Here is a 16,995-nt window from a genome sequence, read left to right on the forward strand (position 1 = left end):
CGCCCCAAGGCCTTGTGACAAACACGACGGCGCAGGGGGGGCAGACGTTTCGCTGACGATCGCTTCCTGACGTATCAAGGGAGTTCAGCCAACCTGGCGCGCTACACTCTGGCGGTCATTGCATCCTGCTTACATCATGGCCGTCGATCCGCAAATCCTGCAGTTCTACCAACGCCTTGCCGAACAGTTCGGCGTCTTGCCCCCGCCTGAAGACGCACCCGCGCAGCGCGCGCGCTTTGAGGCGATTGCTGCGGTATCCGAGCGGCCCGATCCCGAAGGCGTTGACGTTTCAGACCTCAGCCTGCCGCTCGTGGGGCGCACGCTTGACGCCATCGTCTTTCGTCCAAAAGGCGTGATCACGCCGCGCTTGCTGGTGTGGTTCCACGGTGGTGGCTGGGTGGTCGGCGCGCCGCGCACAACGCATCGCATGCTGGCCGCATTGGTCGCGCAAGACACGGGCTGCGCCGTTGTGAGTGTCGATTACCGCCTCGCGCCCGAGCATGCGTTTCCCACGCCGGCGGACGATGCACGCGACGCGCTCGCGTACCTAGCCGAGCAGCGCGCGTACCTCGACTTCGATCCAGAGTTTCTGGCCGTGGGTGGCGATAGCGCGGGCGGCCATCTTGCGGTGCAGGCCGCGCAGGGCATGCGTCCTGGCCTCGTCAACGCGCAGTTCCTGTTATACCCCGTTACCACGCCGGCTTTCGGTAGCGAGAGCTACAACGCGTTTGCACAAGGCCCCGGCCTCACGCGTGATGAAATGCGCTGGTACTGGGAGAAATACATCGGTGCAGAAGCCCTCGCCAAGCCACTCGCCGAGCACGACGCGCGCATCTTCCTGATGGCGCGCGCGCCGGCATATACGCCGCCAGACACCGTCGTCATCGTGGCAGCGCACGACGTGCTGCGCGACGACGGCCTGCAATACGCCGACTACCTCGTGCAGCACGGCGCGCAGGTCATCACCATCGAAGCCTCCGGCATGACGCACGCCTTTGCGCGCATCCAGTTCGAGGCCGAGCGCGCACGCGAATGGATGCGCCGCGCAGCGCATGCATTCGTCGGGATGATCAGCGAGGAATAAGCAGGGCGGGACTAACGCGTGGGCGTGCGGCGCGGGCGGAACGCGGCGAGCACCCGGCGTGTGACAAACAGCGAGAGATAGTCGTGCACGCTGGCGTCGGCCGCCAATGTGCGCATTGTCTGCATGTACTGCTCGCGGACGAGATCAGCCGGTGCGCCGGTGTCCTGTGCGATCTGGTGGATCTGCTCGTCCTGGTCTGCGATGGCGGTACCCATGTTTGCTTTCCGGTCGTTGCTCTGGCGGTGACGCGCTGGCTGACTTGCGCGGCGAGTGACCACTATAGGAAACGCGTCGGAACAATCCAGCCTTGTTGCAAAGCTTTCAACGGGTCACCTGCGCGGCATCAAAACGGTGCTGTTGCCGGTGCAGACACTGCGCCGGCAATGATCATTTGCCCCAGTTTGCGGGCATGCTCTGCAGGCCGATGGCGGCGCCCGACGCATCCGTCACGCGTGCCAGTTCACGATACGCAATGGCCTGCACGCGCTCGGGCAGCGGCACGAACTTCGCACGCGCGGCCAGCTCGTCGCCGTGGAAGTAACCCCACGTCAGGAACTTCAGCGCGGCCAGCGTGCGCGGGCCCGATGCGCTGACTGCCGGCACGACGATGAAGGTGCCCATGGTGATCGGCCACGTCTCCGCACCCGGCAGGTTGACCAGCGGAGCCGTGAAATCGCCTTTGCGGTTCCACGCGCTCTGCATCACCGCTTCGCGAAAGCCGCTCACCTGCGCGCTGACAAAGCGGCCCGCCGGGTTGCGTAGCTGCACGCCGCTCAGGTCGTTGTCGAGGATGTAGTTGTAGTCGACATAGCCGATGGCGCCGGACGTGGCCTGCACCGCTTTGACCACATCGCCACTGCCCTTTGCGGCTGTAAAGCCCGCCGGCCAGTTGATGGTCGACTTGGTGCCGTAAGCGCTTTTCCAGTCGGGGCTGACGGCGCTCAGATAGTCGGTGAAGTGGTACGTCGTGCCTGAGCCATCGGAGCGCACGACGGGATGGATCTTCAGCTTGGGCAGCGTCACGCCCGGGTTCAGCGCGCGCAGCTCAGGCGCATCCCAGCTCTCGATCTTGCCGAGGAAGATCTGCGCCAGCAGTTCGCCCGTCAGCTTGAGCTGACCGCGCGGCACGCCCGGCACGTTCACAAACGGCACCGCACCTGTCACCACCGACGGCACGCAGACGAGGCCCGCCTTGGCAGCCTCTGCGCTGGAGAGCGGCACGTCAGACGCACCAAAATCCACGGCGCCCGCGCGAATGCGCTTCAGGCCCTCTCCTGAACCTACCGCGTCATAGCTGAGCGCAACGCCCGACGACGCGGCATACCCCGCTGACCAGACGCGATAGACCGGCGCAGCGGCGGTCGAACCTGCGCCGCGCACATCAGCGCGCGCGACAACCGGCAAGCCCGCAGCCGCAACGGCCAGGGCGAGAACAACGTGCTTGAACATGGGGAGAGCTGCGGACTGCAGAAGACGCGAAGCGTGCGATTGTAGCGACGCGCCTGTGACAGCACGGTGTGCAGCCCTGATAGAGCCCATCTACAACATGGAGATGTGTTGTAAGACGTTCCGCAAACGTTGGGCGGAGTAGGGGGTGGGATCGGCGGTTTTGTTTAGCGCTCGCCGATCCCGGACTACCGGTCAGGCGACAGTGCTGGCCGCGTCGGCCTTGATCAAGCCCTCAGTCTTCAACGCTTCAACCACCTGCGGCCGCGCACCCACCCGCGCCATATACGCCTGCACGTTCGGATATGCGCCCATCGGCAGCGCCAGGAAGTTCGTCCAGTTCAGCACCGTAAAGGCATAGGCGTCGGCCACGCTGTAGGTGTCGGCCAAGTACGGCTGTTTGGCAAGGCGGGCATCGAGTTCGGCAAAGCGCTTGGCGAGCTTGTCCTTTGCGCCCTGGCGTGTGGCTTCCGGCGTGTCCTTGTACCAGAGCGGGCCGAAGCCTTTATGCAGCTCGGTGCTGACAAAGGTGAGCCATTCGATCACGGCAAGACGATGCGCACTGCCGGGCTTGCCGATGAGCGCCTGCGTCGGGTCGAGGTCGGCCACGTATTGCAGCAGCGCTGCGGCTTCGGTGTGGCGCGAACCATCCGCGAGCTCCAGCAGCGGCACGTAACCGCGCGGCGAGATCGTGTAGAAATCCGTGCCGTCGGCGGTGAGGTGCTTGGCAAGGTCGACGGCGGTCAGGTCAAACTGCGCACCCACTTCGCGCAGGGCGATGTGCACGGCCAGCGAGCAGGCGCCGGCGGAGTAGTAGAGCTTCATGGTTGTCATCTCGCAAATGGGTTGGGGATGCCGCCAACGGCGGCGGTGACGACACTGTAGGATTGCGCCGTTGCCAATGAAATAGGCAGGAAAGCAAATCATGCTTGCGCAGACGCAATACCGGCTGAGCGCGGCCGACCTTGAGATCGTACTGGCGATGGTGCGCACGGGCACGCTCGCGGCGGCCGGCGAGCGGCTTGGCGTGGATGCGTCCACCGTGTTCCGGTCATTGCAGCGCATCGAGCGCGGGCTGGGCGCCACGCTGTTTGCTCGCTCACGTACCGGCTATCTCGCGGGGGACTTGGCGCACGCGCTGGCGGAGCAGGCCGAGCAGGTGGAGTCGGCGCTCGAGGCGGCGCGATCGACGGCGCATGCGGTGCCCGATCAGGTGTCAGGCACGGTACGCATCACCACCACGGACACGATCCTCGTCGGCTTGGTCGCGCCTGCGTTGAAGGTGCTGCAAGCCGAGCATCCGAACCTCACCTACGACCTCCGTGTGAGCAACGAACTGGCCAGCCTGACCCGGCGCGATGCCGACATCGCCGTGCGGGCCACGCGGCGCCCGCCGCAGCATCTGGTGGGCAAGCACATCGGCTCGATTCGCGTGGGGCTGTATGCGGCGCGCACGAGCGGCACTACCTACGCCGATGTCGAAGCCGGCCGCACGCCGTGGCTCGCGATTGACGACGCGATTCCGGATCACCCATCGGTGAGTTGGCGCAAGCGGCATTTCCCCAAGGTCATGCCCACGTACTTCGTCAACAGCCTGCAGATCGCGGCCGAGATGGTGGGGATGGGCATGGGCGTTGGGATCCTGCCCGTGGTGATGGCACAAGACCGTCGCGATCTGGTGGTGCTGCGGGATCTGGAAGATGCCAATCAATCGGAACTATGGCTGCTGACGCATCCGGAATCGCGGCACTTGCGGCGGATTGCCGTGGTGTATGGGCACTTGGCGCAGACGTTGCGGTTGCCGTAGTTCAGTTGGCCGCAACGGCCCGGGCGATCGGCTGCTCTTCGGGAATGAGCGCGGCGCGGCGGCGCAACTCCTCGGTCGTGTCGCCATTGCCGTCGGCTCGCCAGCCTGGCGGGCGGAACAGGTAGCCAAGCACTTCCCCCGCCGAGCGGGCCGTCTTCAGGTCTTGCCACAGCGCGCGCCAGTGCGCGAATTCGATCACCAGCAGGTTGTACGTGCGCATCGGGTGCACGAGGCCGTAGCGGCAGGGCACGTCCTTTCGCTCAGGGATGTACGTGCCGAACAGCCGGTCGAACACGATCAGCACGCCGCCGTAGTTGCCGTCGAGGTATTCGAGGTTGGACGCGTGATGCACGCGGTGTGCCGAGGGCGTATTCAGTACCCATTCCAGGGGCCCGAGGCGGGGAATCCACGTGGCGTGAATCCAGAACTGGTACAGCAGATTGAGCGACAGCAGCATCAGCACGATGCGCGGCGGCATGCCCAGCAGCGGCGCCAGCGCAAAGAAGGCGAGCGTGCCCGTCAATCGGCCCGTCCAGCCGAAGCGGTAGGCCGCCGACAGGTTCAGATCATTTGGTGAGTGGTGGATGGCGTGCGTACACCAGAACCAGCGCACGCGGTGCGCGGCGCGGTGGTACCAGTAGTAGCAGAACTCCTGGCCGAGAAAGCACGCAACCCAGCCCGTCCAGTGGTCCATCGGCAGCGTCCAGAGACGATGCTGGTAGACCCATTCCAGGCCTTGCATCCAGAACGCCAGCGGCAGCAGCCAGCGCAGTGGGTACTCGCGTACCAGGAAATCCACCACCGACACGCCGGCGGCCTTCCAGTCGTAGTTGGCCCAGCCGTTTCTCAATGACAGCACGATCGCCTCGGCCAGTGACGACACCAGCACGAGCACGACGGCAATCTTCAGGATGGTGAACAGCACGGCCATGGCGCGGGGCTCCCGGCTCCGTAGGAATGCCAGCGACGGTACTGCAAACGATGCCGGGGCGGCAATTGGGGCCGACGCCGGGGCGTCTTACAACGTATTCAGCGCCCCCAGGTGTTGTTGCGGTTGTGCAGAAAGATGTGCACGCCGCCGCTCTTGTCTTGCGCCACGCCGGCGCTGCCCCAGGTATAGCGCGTCAGGCCGCCCGGGTCCTTGCCGAGTTTGCTGGCGATCCAGCGGCGGTGGCGTTGTTCTACGACGTCGATGTCGTCGTACGAAACCGGCTGTGCCAGCTCGACGAATACGCTGACGAGCGCCTCGGCTTCAAACCGCAGGCTGACGGTAATGGGCGTTGTGTCGTCCAGTGCAGCCACCGTCGCGAATTGGCAGGGGACGTCCATCCCTTCGACGCTTACAGGCCGCACAGGCCCGACCGTAAAGCGTGCCGGCAGGGCATCGGCTTTTGTCTGCGGCGTGATGCGGATGTCAGCGAACCGGAGGTCACCCGTGGCGGGGGTCGATGTGGAGAGCGTCGTGCATGGGCTTGGGTTTCAAGGGAATGAACTGCCTGGGCAATCATGCGGGGCGTTTCCTTTTATAGCAGCCATCCTTTCGTGGGGGCGGGTTTCGCCGCCTCAAGTTCGCCTGCGCGGTGCCGTAGCAGCTTGGAGTGGCCCCCGACAGCCGGCAGTCGGATCTGGAGGGCGCTACGGCAAATACCGTACGCAGTCAGATTCATGGAAAACGTTTGGCCTAGAAGAATCATGATCTCCTCTCTCCGCACCCGAATTCTCCTCATTTCATCGGCCACCGTGGTCGGTGCCCTGGCGCTGTCCGGCGCCGCCACCTATTCCATCGTGCGCTCCAACACGATGGAATCGATCGATCAGAACCTCGCTGCCATTGCCAGCGGCAACACGCTCGCCATCGACAAATGGGTCGCGGCGAAGGCGCAGGCCGTCAAGGCCACCGCCGGCGTGATCGAGCACGGAGACCCTCAAGGCTTCGGCAAGCACATGGGTGACGCCAACGGCTTTCCGATCATCACGATCGGCTGGACCGACAAGAGCTTCATCTCCACCAGCGCCACCACGCCCAAGGACTACGACCCGACCATCCGCCCCTGGTACAAGCAGGCCATTGCAGCAGGCCAACTGCTGGTGACGAAGCCTTACGGCGACGTGTCGACCGGCGTGCCCTACGTGTCATTTGCTGCGCCGCTCATCAAGAACGGCGAAACCACCGGTGCGCTGTCCGGCGCCGTCCCGCTGGACGGCGTGCGCGAGGTGGTGGCAGCGGTACACCCGACACCGTCGAGCCTCGCCTTCGTGGTCGCCAAGGATGGCCAGGTGATTGCCCACCCTGACGCAAAATTGATGCTCAAGCCGGCCACCGACGTGGCGGCATCGCTCACCGTCGATACGCTCACCAACCTGGCGAAGGCCACCGCGCCGCTGGAGGTCGAGCTGGCCGGCGCGCCTAAGCTGCTCAAGGCGCAGGCCGTGCAAGGCACCGATTGGTACCTGGTGATCGCGCTGGACAAGGCGGAAGCCACCGCCGGTTTGCGCAACGTCGTGCGTGCGCTGGCAGTGGCCATGGTGCTGCTGACGCTGGCTGCCGTGGGCATCGCCGCGTTCTTCACCTCGCAGTCGTTCCGCCGCCTGTCGCAGGTGCGTGATGCGATGGACACCATCGGCTCCGGCGGCGGTGACCTCACGCACCGCCTGCCCGTGGTCGGCAACGATGAAGTCGCGCAGATCAGCGCCTCGTTCAACACGTTCATCGACAAGATTGGCGAAGTGCTGCTGGAAGTGCGCGCCAGCGTCGACAGCATGAAGTCCGCCACCGGCGAGATCGAAGCGGGCAACCGTGACCTGTCCAATCGGACCGAAGTGTCGGCCAGCAACCTGCAGGAAACCTCTGCCGCGCTGACCGAACTGACGACCAGCGTGAAGAACTCCGCCGATGCCGCCGTGCAGGCCACGCGCCTGGCCAGCGACGCCAGCGATGCCGCCACGCGCGGCGGCGACGTGGTCTCGAGCGCGGTCAGCACGATGGACGAGATTGCCAAATCGTCGGCGCGCATTACCGAGATCATCGGCGTGATCGACAGCATTGCGTTCCAGACCAACATCCTCGCACTGAACGCCGCGGTGGAAGCCGCCCGTGCCGGCGAGAACGGCCGCGGCTTTGCCGTGGTGGCCGGCGAGGTGCGCACGCTGGCGCAACGCAGCGCCACGGCCGCCCGCGAGATCAAAGATCTGATCCAGGCATCCGAAGCCAGCGTGAAGACCGGCGCGCAACGCGTGCAGGCCGCCGGCACAACGATGCAGGAGATCGTGCAGGGCATCGAGCGTGTCGCGCGCATCATCGGCGAGATTGATGGTGCGATGCACGAACAGAGCACCGGTATCAGCCAGATCGATCGCAGCGTCGCCGAGATGGACCAGGCCACGCAGCAGAACGCTGCGCTGGTCGAGCAGTCGACGGCCGCATCGTCGATGCTCAACGAGCAGGCCCAGGGTCTGGCTCGCACGGTCGGGCTGTTCAAGCTGCGCAGCGCCTGAAGCGCTGCACCCCTCTTCACCGCGCCCGGGCCGGGTGCTCCTTTGCCTAGAATGGAGCCCCGGCAACTTTCCCCGCGCCTCTTGCCTTCGGCGGACGTTGCCTGACCTCAACGCTCCGCCTGCATGCCCAATGTGCTGATCCTCGGTGGCCGCGCGCCGGTGGCGCTCGACCACGCCCGCCGCTTTGCCCACCAGGGGTGGACGGTCTGCATTGCCGACAGTATTCCGTGCCAGATCAGCGGGGCCTCCAGGGCGGTCGCGGCCACCTTTCGCATTGCATCGCCGCGTCATGCGCCGGCGCAGTTCGCGGCGGACCTTGCACGCATCGTCCGGGAGCGCGCCATCGATCTGGTGGTGCCGACGTGCGAGGAAGTCTTTTTCGTATCGCGCTATCGGCATCACTTGCCTAGCCGCGTGCGGGTGCTGGCCGAGGATTTCGACAAGCTGCGCGCGGTGCACAGCAAATGGCAGTTCCTGGAACTCGCGCAGGATTGCGGCGCGGATGTGCCGGTCTCCGCGCGGGTGCGCACGCTGGATGAAGCGCGCGCCTGGGCAGGCGGGCGCCCCGTCGTGCTCAAGCCGGAGTTCTCGCGCTTTGGCGTGCATGTGCGCCTGTATCGCACCGGCATTCCCGACGATGCACCGCCGCTGGCCGATCTGGGCGCGTGGGTGGTGCAGCGCCTGGTGGCGGGGCAGGAATTCTGCTCGTACAGCGTGGCCGATCGCGGCCGACTCGTGGCCCATGCGCTGTATCGCCCAGACTGGCGCATGTCGACCAGCGCGAGCTTTTACTTCGCGCCCGCGCGCATCGACGCGGTCCGCAATTTCGTCGCCAACTTTGCGCGCAAGCTCGACTTCACGGGGCAGCTTTCGTTCGACTGGATCGAGCAGGCCGATGGCCGCGTGAGCCCGCTCGAATGCAACCCGCGCGCCACCAGCGGTTGCCACTTGTTCGGCCTTGACGATCCACTGCCCGCCGCGCTGGCCGGCACGCTCGACGGCTGCATCGAACCGTCGCCGGGTGTGCCGCGCATGGCGGCTGCGGTGATGGCATCAGCGGGGCTGTTCGATGCCGTGCGCCACGGCAGGCTGCGCCAATGGCGCCAGGACTGGCGCGCCGCCACCGACGTCATCGCCACGCCGGGCGACCGCGGCCCGCTGTGGGGCGGCGTGTGCGATCTCGCCGCCTATGCGCGCATGGCGATCGCGCAGCGTTGCAATATGCGCGAAGCGGCCACGCAAGACATCGAGTGGGATGGCCAGGAGCTGCCCGAGGTATGACGGCGCCCGGCGCCGTGCCGCATGCATGCTTTGCCGACAAGGCGGGCGCGTTCCTGCATGTGCATCGCGGGCAGGCGTCGCTGCCGTTCGTCGCCAATCTGGTGACGCAGGTCGACGTGATGGAGGCCGGCGGTTTGCCGCTGCCGGTGACGATCAACGGCAGTGACGATCGCGCCAATCATGCCGAGAATGCCTGGGTCTGCTCGCCCATCACCACGTATGGCCGCTATGCGGCGGAAGAGTCCGAGCGTCTGATGCCGCGCGTGCTGCGGCCGCTGCTGCGCGGTGCGATCGGCCTGGCCGATGCGTGGATGCGGCGTGCGCAGCTGGACCGGGCGGTGGCCGTCAACAACTGGCTCGTCAGCACGAACCTGTATCCATCGGCAGCGGCGTTCGATCTGGGCGCGCTGGCGCGTACGTGCCGCGACCGGTGGCCCGACCGCGCGATCTGGCTGCGTTCGCTCAACACGATCCAGCATGCCGACTGGCTGCGCGCTGCCACGGTCGCCGGCTTCGATTTGATCCCCACGCGGCAGGTCTATCTGTTCCAGCACCTGCAGCGTGCCTCGCGCGCATCGGAGGTGCGTCGCGACCTGCGGCGGGATCTCAAGCTGCTCAGCTCGACACCGCTGACGTTCGTGCCGCACGATGCCTTTACCAATGCCGATTTCGCGCAGGCCGAGCGGCTGTATGCGCAGCTCTATCTCGACAAATATTCCGCCTTGAACCCGCGCTATACCGCAGCGTTCCTTCGAGCGTGGCATGCGGCGGGGCTGCTCGAATGTGCGGGATTTCGCGATGCGCAGGGCGTGTTGCGAGCCGTTGTCGGCGTGTTTGGGCAAGGGCCGTTACTGACAGCGCCCATCGTCGGGTACGACACGACGTGGCCACAGCAGGCGGCGCTGTATCGCCTGCTGATGGCGCACGTGCTGCGCCTGACCATCACGCGCGATGCCGAACTGAACCTGAGCGCCGGTGCCGCCCACTTCAAGCGCCTGCGCGGCGGCATGCCCGCCATTGAGATGAGCGCCGTGTACTGCCGGCATCTGCCGCCCGCCACACGCCACGCCATCGCTGTGCTGCGCACCCTCACAACCCGGATCGGCGTGCCGATCATGCAACGCTTTCAGTTATGACTGCCTGGAACGCCACGCTGCTGCGCGGTTGGTATCCCGTCGCCGAAGCGCACCGCCTGCGCGACAAGCCGATGCGCGTGACCCTGTTCAACCGCGCGGTGGTGCTCGCGCGTTTGCCTTCGGGAAGCCTGCTTGCGCTTGATGACCGCTGCCCGCATCGGCATGTGCCGTTGTCCGATGGACAGCTCGTCGGTGAGACACTGCAATGCAAGTACCACGGCTGGACGTTCGGTGCCGACGGCCGCTGCACTGCCATGCCGGGCATGTGCCCGGGCGCCGCTGTGCCCGCCGTGCAAGTGAACGCGTGGCAGGCGTTCGAGCACGACGGGCTGATCTGGATGAGCGCACGGGCACCAGGTGAGGCCGCCCCTGCCGCATTGCCGGCGTTCCTGAATCGCTTGCCGGCCGGCAGCCGCCGCTTTCTGTGGAGCACGTTGTGGCAGGCCCGCCCGGCCGACGCGTTGGAGAATTTTCTCGACCCGCTGCACACGCATCTCGTCCACCCGGGCCTGGTGCGCAGCCATGGCGCGCGCCAGCCGATGACGGTGACCGTCACCCAGTCGGCAGATGGCTTGCAGGTGGACTACGCCGGTCAGGCGCAGCAAAGCGGCTTGCTGTACCGCCTGTTCGAATCACCCCGCACCACGGAGCGCGCGCATTTTGGTCTTGCCGCCCCGGCGACCGCCCAGCTCGAATACCGCTACGCCAACGGCAGCGCGCTGTATTTCACGCTGCACTTCACGCCCGAAGACGACATGCGCACGCGCCTGTTCGCCACGCTGCATGTGGAAAACCGCTGGGCGCCTGCCTGGGCCGTGCGCTGGTTCGTCTGGCCGTTCCTGTATCGCGTGGCTGAGCAAGACCGCCGCGTGGTTGAGGCGCAGGCTGCCAACAGCGCGCGCTTTAACCGCCAGGACGGCATTTCCACCGAACTCGATCTTGTGCGGCCCATGCTGGACGCCGTGTGGATGCCCAGCGGCAAGCCTGTGGAGCCGGGCGAGCGGGTGATGCAGATGTGGCTGTAGCGCACCACGCCGTTACATTGACCGTCCGTCGAAGTGGGTGACCGGCACGCTGGCCAGATCGATGTCTTCCAGGCAGCGGACGTTGACGGCAATCATCGGTGTGCCGTCGGGCATGACGCCTTCGGCATACGGATGGATGCCGCAAGTCGGGCAGAAGCGGTGCTTGATCACATGCTTGCGGAAGAGATAGGTGCTGGCGTTGTCTTCCGGCGTGAGCAGCCGCACCTTGTCGGGCGCCACAAACCACAGCAGCGAACCTTTGCGCTGGCAGATCGAGCAGTTGCACGCCATCGCGCTTTCCGGATGACCTTCAACTTCGAACGCGACGTTTCCGCAGTGGCAGCTTCCCTTGTGTGTCATGCCGGTCTCCTTGTGGCGTGTTTGTGATGGATGTGGCGCCGTCCACTATAGGCGAGCCGGTCCGCGCACGATGCCCGCTTTCTCGGGAATCGCCCTAGGTCTCTGCCTCCATGCAGCGGTGCGACAATCGCCGCGAGTCGACCACACGAACGCCCCACGGATCGCCGCGCCTTGACGGCGACCGCGTCATGAGGAGCCATCATGCATCGCCATCGTCCTGTTGCTGTGATCCGGGCGGTTTCTGCCGCCGCCATCTTTGCCGGCAGCGCCAGCGCGTTTGCGCAAGCGTCGGAACCGGCGGCTGCTCCAGTCTTAGCGCCACAGATCTCGGCACAGATCATCAACATGGGCGGCATGACCCCGGACGAGATCGGTCCCGTCATCGCCGAGATGGGTACGCTGCGCACGAAAACGCTGGTGACGGCCGCCAACGGCACGGTCGGCATCCAGGTGGGCACCGTGGCCAAGCACACGCATACGTACTCGGATGAGATCCAGTACGTGATGTCGGGCACGGCCACCGTCTGGCTCGACAACGCGCCGCGTGAGGTCCGGGCGGGCGATCTGATCGTGATTCCGCGCGGCGTGGTGCACGGAACGCTGACCACCAGCACGGATTTCAAATCGATGGCGATCAAGCTGCCGCCGCAGCGTGCGGGCGATACGCACAAGGTGCCGTGACATCTGCGCCGTGATCTGCGGCATGTTGGCCTGGGTCAGGGCGGGATGAAAACACCATCCCTTACAATGGCGCCCTCCTAAAGAGTCCATCGCCATGTCCGCACCGCTCGCCAACGACACCTTCCTGCGCGCCCTGCGCCGCCAGCCCACCGACTACACGCCGCTGTGGCTGATGCGCCAGGCGGGCCGCTATCTGCCGGAGTACAACGCCACGCGCGCGCGGGCCGGCAGCTTCCTCGGCCTGGCCAAGTCGCCGGCGTATGCGACGGAAGTGACGCTGCAGCCGCTGGATCGCTATCCGCTGGACGCGGCGATTCTGTTCTCCGACATCCTGACCGTGCCCGATGCCATGGGCTTGGGCCTGTCGTTCGCGCAGGGCGAGGGCCCGCGCTTTGCCAAGCCGGTGCGCACGGAAGCCGATGTGGCGGCGCTGTCGGTGCCGGACATGTCGTCGCTGCAATATGTGTTCGATGCCGTGGCGGAAATCCGCCGCGCGCTCGTGCAGGACGGCCGCCAGCGTGTGCCGCTGATCGGCTTCTCGGGCAGCCCGTGGACGCTCGCCTGCTACATGGTCGAAGGCGGCGGCTCGGACGACTTCCGCACCGTCAAGTCGATGCTCTACGCGCGCCCCGACCTGATGCACCGCATCCTGGAGATCAACGCGCAGGCCGTGATCGACTATCTGAACGCGCAGATTGATGCCGGTGCCCAAGCTGTGCAGGTGTTCGATACCTGGGGCGGCGCGCTGGCCGATGGCATCTACCAGGAGTTTTCGCTGGCCTACATGGCCCGCGTGGTGAAAGGCATCCGCGCCGGGGCCGATGGCCAGCGCGTGCCGGTCATCCTGTTCACCAAGGGCGGCGGCCTGTGGCTTGAAGCCATGGCCGACACCGGGGCCGACGCGCTGGGTGTTGACTGGACCGTCAACCTGCAGCTCGCCCGCCAGCGCACGGCTGGGCGTGTCGCCCTGCAGGGCAACCTGGACCCGACGGTGCTGTTTGCCGAACCGGATGCCATTCGCGCCCAAGTGCGCCGCGTGCTGGAAGACTACGCAGCCAGCGGCGACAGCGACGGCCACATCTTCAACCTCGGCCACGGCATCTCGCAGTTCACGCCGCCCGAAGCCGTGTCGGTGCTGGTGGACGAGGCGCACAGTTTCAGCCGTGCGCTGCGCACAAAAGCGAAGTAACACGTATCAGATCAATGCTGCGGTGCGATAGCGTTTGAATTGGGCCGCAGTAGTGCGTGAAGCCAAGGGCACGGGTGGAATCTTCGCCGCTTTGGTGCAGTAAGGGTGAGTGACTACTCGCGTGCGGGTGGCCCCATCTGGCCCGAAAGGGGTGTCAAGCGATTTATTTCGCGCTTTCTGGTGCGTAAGCCGCCTGTCAAGACTTGACTTATGCACAAAGCTGTCGCGGCTGGTTCTTTCCGCGACGCAACAGGGGAAGCGTTGTGCATCCAACGCATAAGTGTTTGATTTTTCTAAGAGAAAGCCGCGTGCGCGTAAATCGTGCAAGCTAGAAAAACGGTGAATCCATTGGCCTTCGCAGGCGCGGCAGGCGACTTTTCAACAAAGTTATCCACAGGCTGTGTGGATAGCCCGGAAAACGGTCGCCGATCAGGGCGCCAGGGCGCAAACCTCAAGTAATACTTGAACATTGAGCCGGCCACGACAATGGCTGTGAAGGCAAGGTGAGATGGGCAAGACGCATTTCCCAGGTGCAGGATTCGCCGCTGCATCGCAACAATCCCTTTGCAATTCAACCGTTTGCGCTTTGCATGACCACCGCCCAAGTCGACGCTGCGTTCTCTGATGCCAAGGCGTCGGCCGCCATCGCGCGGGTAGTGATTGATACGCCGCTCGATGCGGTGTTCGATTACCGGTGCGGGCCGCCTGTGCTTCCCGGGCAACTTGTCGTCGTACCGTTTGGCAACCGCCGTGTGGTGGCGTTGGTCATCGACACCGCCGCGACCACCGATGTGCCCCAAGAGAAGCTGCGCGATGTCGAGCGGGTGCTCGACTGGGTGCCGCCGCTCAATGTCGAATGGCGAGCTTTGGCCGAGTTTGCTGCCGGTTACTACCACCGTGCGCTGGGCGAAGTGACGTTGCCCGCACTACCGCCGCTCTGGCGCACGCCGGGCAGCTGGGACAACCTCGCGCGCCAGGCCAACGAAACCGTCTACGTAATGTTCGAACCGGCCCGGGCCGCGTTGCTGGACAGCATTCCGAAACGTGCGTCCGGCGCCATGCGCCTAGCTGAAGCGCTGACCGGCGATGGCGAGCTGTCCGCCAGCGCTGCCGTCGAACTGCACGGGCAAGCCGTCGCTAAGCTGCGGGATTGGACGGCCGTCGGCTGGCTGCGCGCAGAACTGCGGCCGAAAGCGCTGTTGCCGCAACCGCTCGAATTGCCCGCGCCTTCCGTCGCGCCCGCCCTGAACGATGAGCAGGCGACCGCCGTGGCGGCCATTGCCCAAGCTGGCACGGCGGGCACATTCAGCCCGTTCCTGCTGTACGGCGTCACCGGCAGCGGCAAGACCGAGGTTTACCTGCACGCCATCGCCGACGCCCTGGCGCGGGACCCGGCCGCACAGGTGCTGATGCTGGTGCCCGAGATCAACCTGACACCGCAACTGGAAGCGCGTATCGCCGCACGTTTCCCCGGCGTGCCCATGGCCGCGCTGCACAGCGGCCTGGCCGAACAGCCGCGTGCGTTGAACTGGCTGGCCGCCCATCGCGGCGAGGCCCGCATCGTCCTCGGCACGCGGCTGGCGATGCTGGCGTCGCTGCCTAACCTCGCGCTCATCCTCGTCGACGAAGAGCACGACACGTCGTACAAGCAGCAGGAGGGGCTGCGCTATTCCGCACGCGATCTGGCGCTGTGGCGCGCCAAGCAGCGCAACATCCCCGTCGTGCTGGGCTCGGCCACGCCGTCACTGGAAACCTGGTGGCGCGCAGAACAGACCCCCACCACGCGTCTGACACTCTCGCAACGCGCGCAGGCTGAAGCGGTGCTGCCGCGCGTATCGCTCGTCGACTTGAATCTGGAGCGCCGCGCTGGGCGTGAGATTCGCGATGGGCTGTCCAAACCGCTCGTCGATGCGATTGCCGATCGCCTGGCGCGCGGCGAACAGAGCCTGCTGTTCCTCAACCGCCGCGGCTACGCGCCCGTGCTTTCGTGTGACGCGTGCGGCTGGTTGTCGGGCTGCCCACGTTGCTCGGCGTACCTCGTGCTGCACAAGCCCGAGCGGCGACTGCGCTGCCACCACTGCGGGTACGAATCCCGCATCCCGCATCACTGCCCCGACTGCGGCAACGTCGACATCGCTCCGCTTGGGCGCGGCACACAGCGCATCGAAGAGACGCTCGGCGAGCTGTTTCCGCAGGCCCGCGTCGCCCGCATCGACGCCGATTCCACCCGCCGCAAGGGCAGCGCCGAAGCGCTGTTTGACACCGTGCACGAAGGCAGCGTCGACATCCTGATCGGCACGCAGATGGTCGCCAAGGGGCATGACTTCCAGCGGGTGACGCTGGTGGGCGTGGTCGCACCCGACTCCTCACTGTTCTCGCACGACTTTCGTGCGGGGGAGCATCTTTTTGCCTCGCTGATGCAGGTGGCGGGCCGCGCGGGCCGGGCCGGGCTGGCTGGGGAGGTGCTGATTCAGACGCGGTATCCGGATGCCCCCGCGCTGCAGGCGCTGGTTCGGCACGACTACGGCGGTTTTGCGCGCCAGTTGCTGCGGGAACGCAAGCAAGCCGGGCTGCCGCCGTTTGCCTATCAGGCGCTGCTCACCGCCGAGCACAAGGAAGTGGCGCGGGCGCTTGAATTTTTGGGCGCTGCGCGTTCTGCGGGTGAAGCCTTGGCGGCCGAAATGGGTGCGCCGGTGTTTTTGCATGATCCGGTGCCCATGACGATGGTGCGGTTGGCCAACCGCGAGCGCGCGCAGTTGCTGGTGGAGTCGGCTTCTCGGGCGGCTTTGCAGAAGTTCTTGTCTGCCTGGACCGAGGGGTTTGCTGGGATCGGCAAGACTGTGAAGGGGGTGCGGTGGCAGTTGGAGATTGATCCTTTGAGGATTTGAGGCTTGGTGGTCCACACCCCTTTCGTTCCCTGCCGGGACCGACTCACTTTTCTTTGTCTTGCCAAAGAAAAGTAAGCAAAAGAAAGGCGCGCCCGAGATGGCGAAAGCCTCCTTGGATTTGTGTCGCGGGGAGGGGAAGGAGCCAAACTCGCTGCGCTCAGACAAGGCTCCTTCCTTAATCCTCCCCGCAACAAAAATCCAAGGCGCCATCAAGGGCTCAACGTCAAAAGAAAAAGGCCAACCCAATCGCGCGGTTGGCCTTTGTCGTTTGGGCTGGCGCTGAGATGGTTTGGCCTTTGACTTTCCTGCCTTAGATGGCGCCTTGAATTTCTGTTGCAGGGAGGAAAAAGGAAGGGAAACTGTTTGAGCGCAGCGAGTTTTTCCCTTCCCCTCCCTGCGACATAAATTCAAGGAGGCTTTCGCCATCTCAGGCGCGCCTTTCTTTTGCTTACTTTTCTTTGGGCAAGACCAAAGAAAGTGAGTCAGCCCCGGCAGGGGATGAAACAAGGGATGCACCACCAACAAAAAAACCAAGCCCACCTAAAAAAGAGCCCCCAACACCGCCTGCGGTTGCACCCAATCTACCCATTTCGAACCAAGGGG

15 protein-coding genes are annotated in these 16,995 nt (G+C 65.3%); 9 read left to right on the plus strand and 6 right to left on the minus strand.

All coding sequences use genetic code 11. The annotated features are described in order from the left end of the window. Window positions 1-136: 136 nt before the first annotated feature. Window positions 137-1,084: an alpha/beta hydrolase gene (locus DOD19_RS16110; RefSeq protein WP_112186542.1), complete on the plus strand. Its 948-nt coding sequence runs from the start codon at window positions 137-139 to the stop codon at window positions 1,082-1,084. 11 nt (window positions 1,085-1,095) lie between these two features. Here the strand turns inward: DOD19_RS16110 and DOD19_RS16115 are convergent, their stop codons facing one another. From DOD19_RS16115 to gstA, 3 genes are all read right to left on the minus strand, one after another. Then, window positions 1,096-1,299, minus strand: coding sequence for a DUF3562 domain-containing protein (locus DOD19_RS16115; protein ID WP_024977239.1), 204 nt, complete (start codon window positions 1,297-1,299; stop codon window positions 1,096-1,098). A 172-nt stretch (window positions 1,300-1,471) separates the two neighbouring features. Then, the gene (gene pstS / locus DOD19_RS16120) at window positions 1,472-2,533 is read right to left on the minus strand and encodes a phosphate ABC transporter substrate-binding protein PstS (protein WP_024977240.1); all 1,062 of its coding nucleotides are present in this window, start codon (window positions 2,531-2,533) and stop codon (window positions 1,472-1,474) included. A gap of 192 nt (window positions 2,534-2,725) precedes the next feature. Further along, window positions 2,726-3,355 carry a glutathione transferase GstA gene (gene gstA / locus DOD19_RS16125; RefSeq protein WP_024977241.1) on the minus strand — a complete coding sequence of 210 codons (630 nt, stop codon included), beginning with the start codon at window positions 3,353-3,355 and terminating at the stop codon, window positions 2,726-2,728. Between the two features lie 100 nt (window positions 3,356-3,455). Here gstA and DOD19_RS16130 point away from each other — a divergent pair, with 100 nt between their 5' ends. Then, entirely contained in the window at window positions 3,456-4,337 is an 882-nt protein-coding gene (locus tag DOD19_RS16130; RefSeq protein WP_112186544.1) for a LysR family transcriptional regulator, read from the plus strand. A gap of 1 nt (window position 4,338) precedes the next feature. Here DOD19_RS16130 and DOD19_RS16135 read toward each other — a convergent pair whose 3' ends face one another. Together DOD19_RS16135 and DOD19_RS16140 are read right to left on the minus strand one after the other, a co-directional pair. Continuing rightward, on the minus strand, window positions 4,339-5,268 hold the full coding sequence (locus tag DOD19_RS16135; RefSeq protein WP_112186546.1) for a sterol desaturase family protein: 930 nt from the start codon (window positions 5,266-5,268) through the stop codon (window positions 4,339-4,341). 98 nt (window positions 5,269-5,366) lie between these two features. Further along, window positions 5,367-5,666 carry a hypothetical protein gene (locus DOD19_RS16140; RefSeq protein WP_112186548.1) on the minus strand — a complete coding sequence of 100 codons (300 nt, stop codon included), beginning with the start codon at window positions 5,664-5,666 and terminating at the stop codon, window positions 5,367-5,369. A gap of 363 nt (window positions 5,667-6,029) precedes the next feature. On the opposite strand from DOD19_RS16140, the gene DOD19_RS16145 reads away from it, so the two are divergent. The 4 genes from DOD19_RS16145 (at window position 6,030) to DOD19_RS16160 (ending at window position 11,274) form a co-directional block, all read left to right on the plus strand. After that, entirely contained in the window at window positions 6,030-7,832 is a 1,803-nt protein-coding gene (locus DOD19_RS16145) for a methyl-accepting chemotaxis protein (protein ID WP_037031857.1), read from the plus strand. A 123-nt stretch (window positions 7,833-7,955) separates the two neighbouring features. Then, on the plus strand, window positions 7,956-9,113 hold the full coding sequence (locus DOD19_RS16150) for an ATP-grasp domain-containing protein (RefSeq protein ID WP_112186551.1): 1,158 nt from the start codon (window positions 7,956-7,958) through the stop codon (window positions 9,111-9,113). Continuing rightward, window positions 9,110-10,249 (plus strand): GNAT family N-acetyltransferase, encoded by a 1,140-nt coding sequence (locus DOD19_RS16155; protein WP_112186553.1) that lies wholly within the window; start codon window positions 9,110-9,112, stop codon window positions 10,247-10,249. Before DOD19_RS16150 ends, DOD19_RS16155 begins: the two co-directional genes overlap by 4 nt. Beyond that, a complete protein-coding gene (locus DOD19_RS16160; RefSeq protein ID WP_112186555.1) occupies window positions 10,246-11,274 on the plus strand; it encodes a Rieske 2Fe-2S domain-containing protein in 1,029 nt (342 codons plus the stop codon). Before DOD19_RS16155 ends, DOD19_RS16160 begins: the two co-directional genes overlap by 4 nt. Before the next feature lie 12 nt (window positions 11,275-11,286). On the opposite strand, the gene DOD19_RS16165 is transcribed toward DOD19_RS16160, so the two are convergent. Further along, on the minus strand, window positions 11,287-11,634 hold the full coding sequence (locus tag DOD19_RS16165) for a GFA family protein (RefSeq protein WP_045205317.1): 348 nt from the start codon (window positions 11,632-11,634) through the stop codon (window positions 11,287-11,289). A 201-nt stretch (window positions 11,635-11,835) separates the two neighbouring features. On the opposite strand from DOD19_RS16165, the gene DOD19_RS16170 reads away from it, so the two are divergent. The 3 genes from DOD19_RS16170 (at window position 11,836) to DOD19_RS16180 (ending at window position 16,392) form a co-directional block, all read left to right on the plus strand. Continuing rightward, window positions 11,836-12,315 (plus strand): cupin domain-containing protein, encoded by a 480-nt coding sequence (locus DOD19_RS16170; protein ID WP_112186557.1) that lies wholly within the window; start codon window positions 11,836-11,838, stop codon window positions 12,313-12,315. Window positions 12,316-12,409: 94 nt separating this feature from the next. Then, window positions 12,410-13,504, plus strand: a complete 1,095-nt coding sequence (gene hemE / locus DOD19_RS16175; RefSeq protein ID WP_024977251.1) for a uroporphyrinogen decarboxylase — start codon at window positions 12,410-12,412, stop codon at window positions 13,502-13,504. A gap of 590 nt (window positions 13,505-14,094) precedes the next feature. Next, a complete protein-coding gene (locus DOD19_RS16180) occupies window positions 14,095-16,392 on the plus strand; it encodes a primosomal protein N' (protein WP_112186609.1) in 2,298 nt (765 codons plus the stop codon). Window positions 16,393-16,995: the final 603 nt, after the last annotated feature.

The sequence above is a fragment of the Ralstonia sp. GX3-BWBA genome (genome assembly GCF_003290055.1).
Classification (GTDB): domain Bacteria; phylum Pseudomonadota; class Gammaproteobacteria; order Burkholderiales; family Burkholderiaceae; genus Ralstonia; species Ralstonia holmesii.

Bases quoted from the DNA above. Each gene is read 5' to 3' on its own strand.
- DOD19_RS16145 (WP_037031857.1), top strand. From the start codon at position 6,030: ATGATCTCCTCTCTCCGCACCCGAATTCTCCTCATTTCATCGGCCACC.
- DOD19_RS16130 (WP_112186544.1), top strand. From the start codon at position 3,456: ATGCTTGCGCAGACGCAATACCGGCTGAGCGCGGCCGACCTTGAGATC.
- hemE (WP_024977251.1), top strand. From the start codon at position 12,410: ATGTCCGCACCGCTCGCCAACGACACCTTCCTGCGCGCCCTGCGCCGC.
- DOD19_RS16110 (WP_112186542.1), top strand. From the start codon at position 137: ATGGCCGTCGATCCGCAAATCCTGCAGTTCTACCAACGCCTTGCCGAA.
- DOD19_RS16140 (WP_112186548.1), bottom strand. From the start codon at position 5,666: ATGGACGTCCCCTGCCAATTCGCGACGGTGGCTGCACTGGACGACACA.
- DOD19_RS16115 (WP_024977239.1), bottom strand. From the start codon at position 1,299: ATGGGTACCGCCATCGCAGACCAGGACGAGCAGATCCACCAGATCGCA.
- DOD19_RS16160 (WP_112186555.1), top strand. From the start codon at position 10,246: ATGACTGCCTGGAACGCCACGCTGCTGCGCGGTTGGTATCCCGTCGCC.
- DOD19_RS16180 (WP_112186609.1), top strand. From the start codon at position 14,095: ATGACCACCGCCCAAGTCGACGCTGCGTTCTCTGATGCCAAGGCGTCG.
- pstS (WP_024977240.1), bottom strand. From the start codon at position 2,533: ATGTTCAAGCACGTTGTTCTCGCCCTGGCCGTTGCGGCTGCGGGCTTG.
- gstA (WP_024977241.1), bottom strand. From the start codon at position 3,355: ATGAAGCTCTACTACTCCGCCGGCGCCTGCTCGCTGGCCGTGCACATC.
- DOD19_RS16165 (WP_045205317.1), bottom strand. From the start codon at position 11,634: ATGACACACAAGGGAAGCTGCCACTGCGGAAACGTCGCGTTCGAAGTT.
- DOD19_RS16135 (WP_112186546.1), bottom strand. From the start codon at position 5,268: ATGGCCGTGCTGTTCACCATCCTGAAGATTGCCGTCGTGCTCGTGCTG.
- DOD19_RS16170 (WP_112186557.1), top strand. From the start codon at position 11,836: ATGCATCGCCATCGTCCTGTTGCTGTGATCCGGGCGGTTTCTGCCGCC.
- DOD19_RS16150 (WP_112186551.1), top strand. From the start codon at position 7,956: ATGCCCAATGTGCTGATCCTCGGTGGCCGCGCGCCGGTGGCGCTCGAC.
- DOD19_RS16155 (WP_112186553.1), top strand. From the start codon at position 9,110: ATGACGGCGCCCGGCGCCGTGCCGCATGCATGCTTTGCCGACAAGGCG.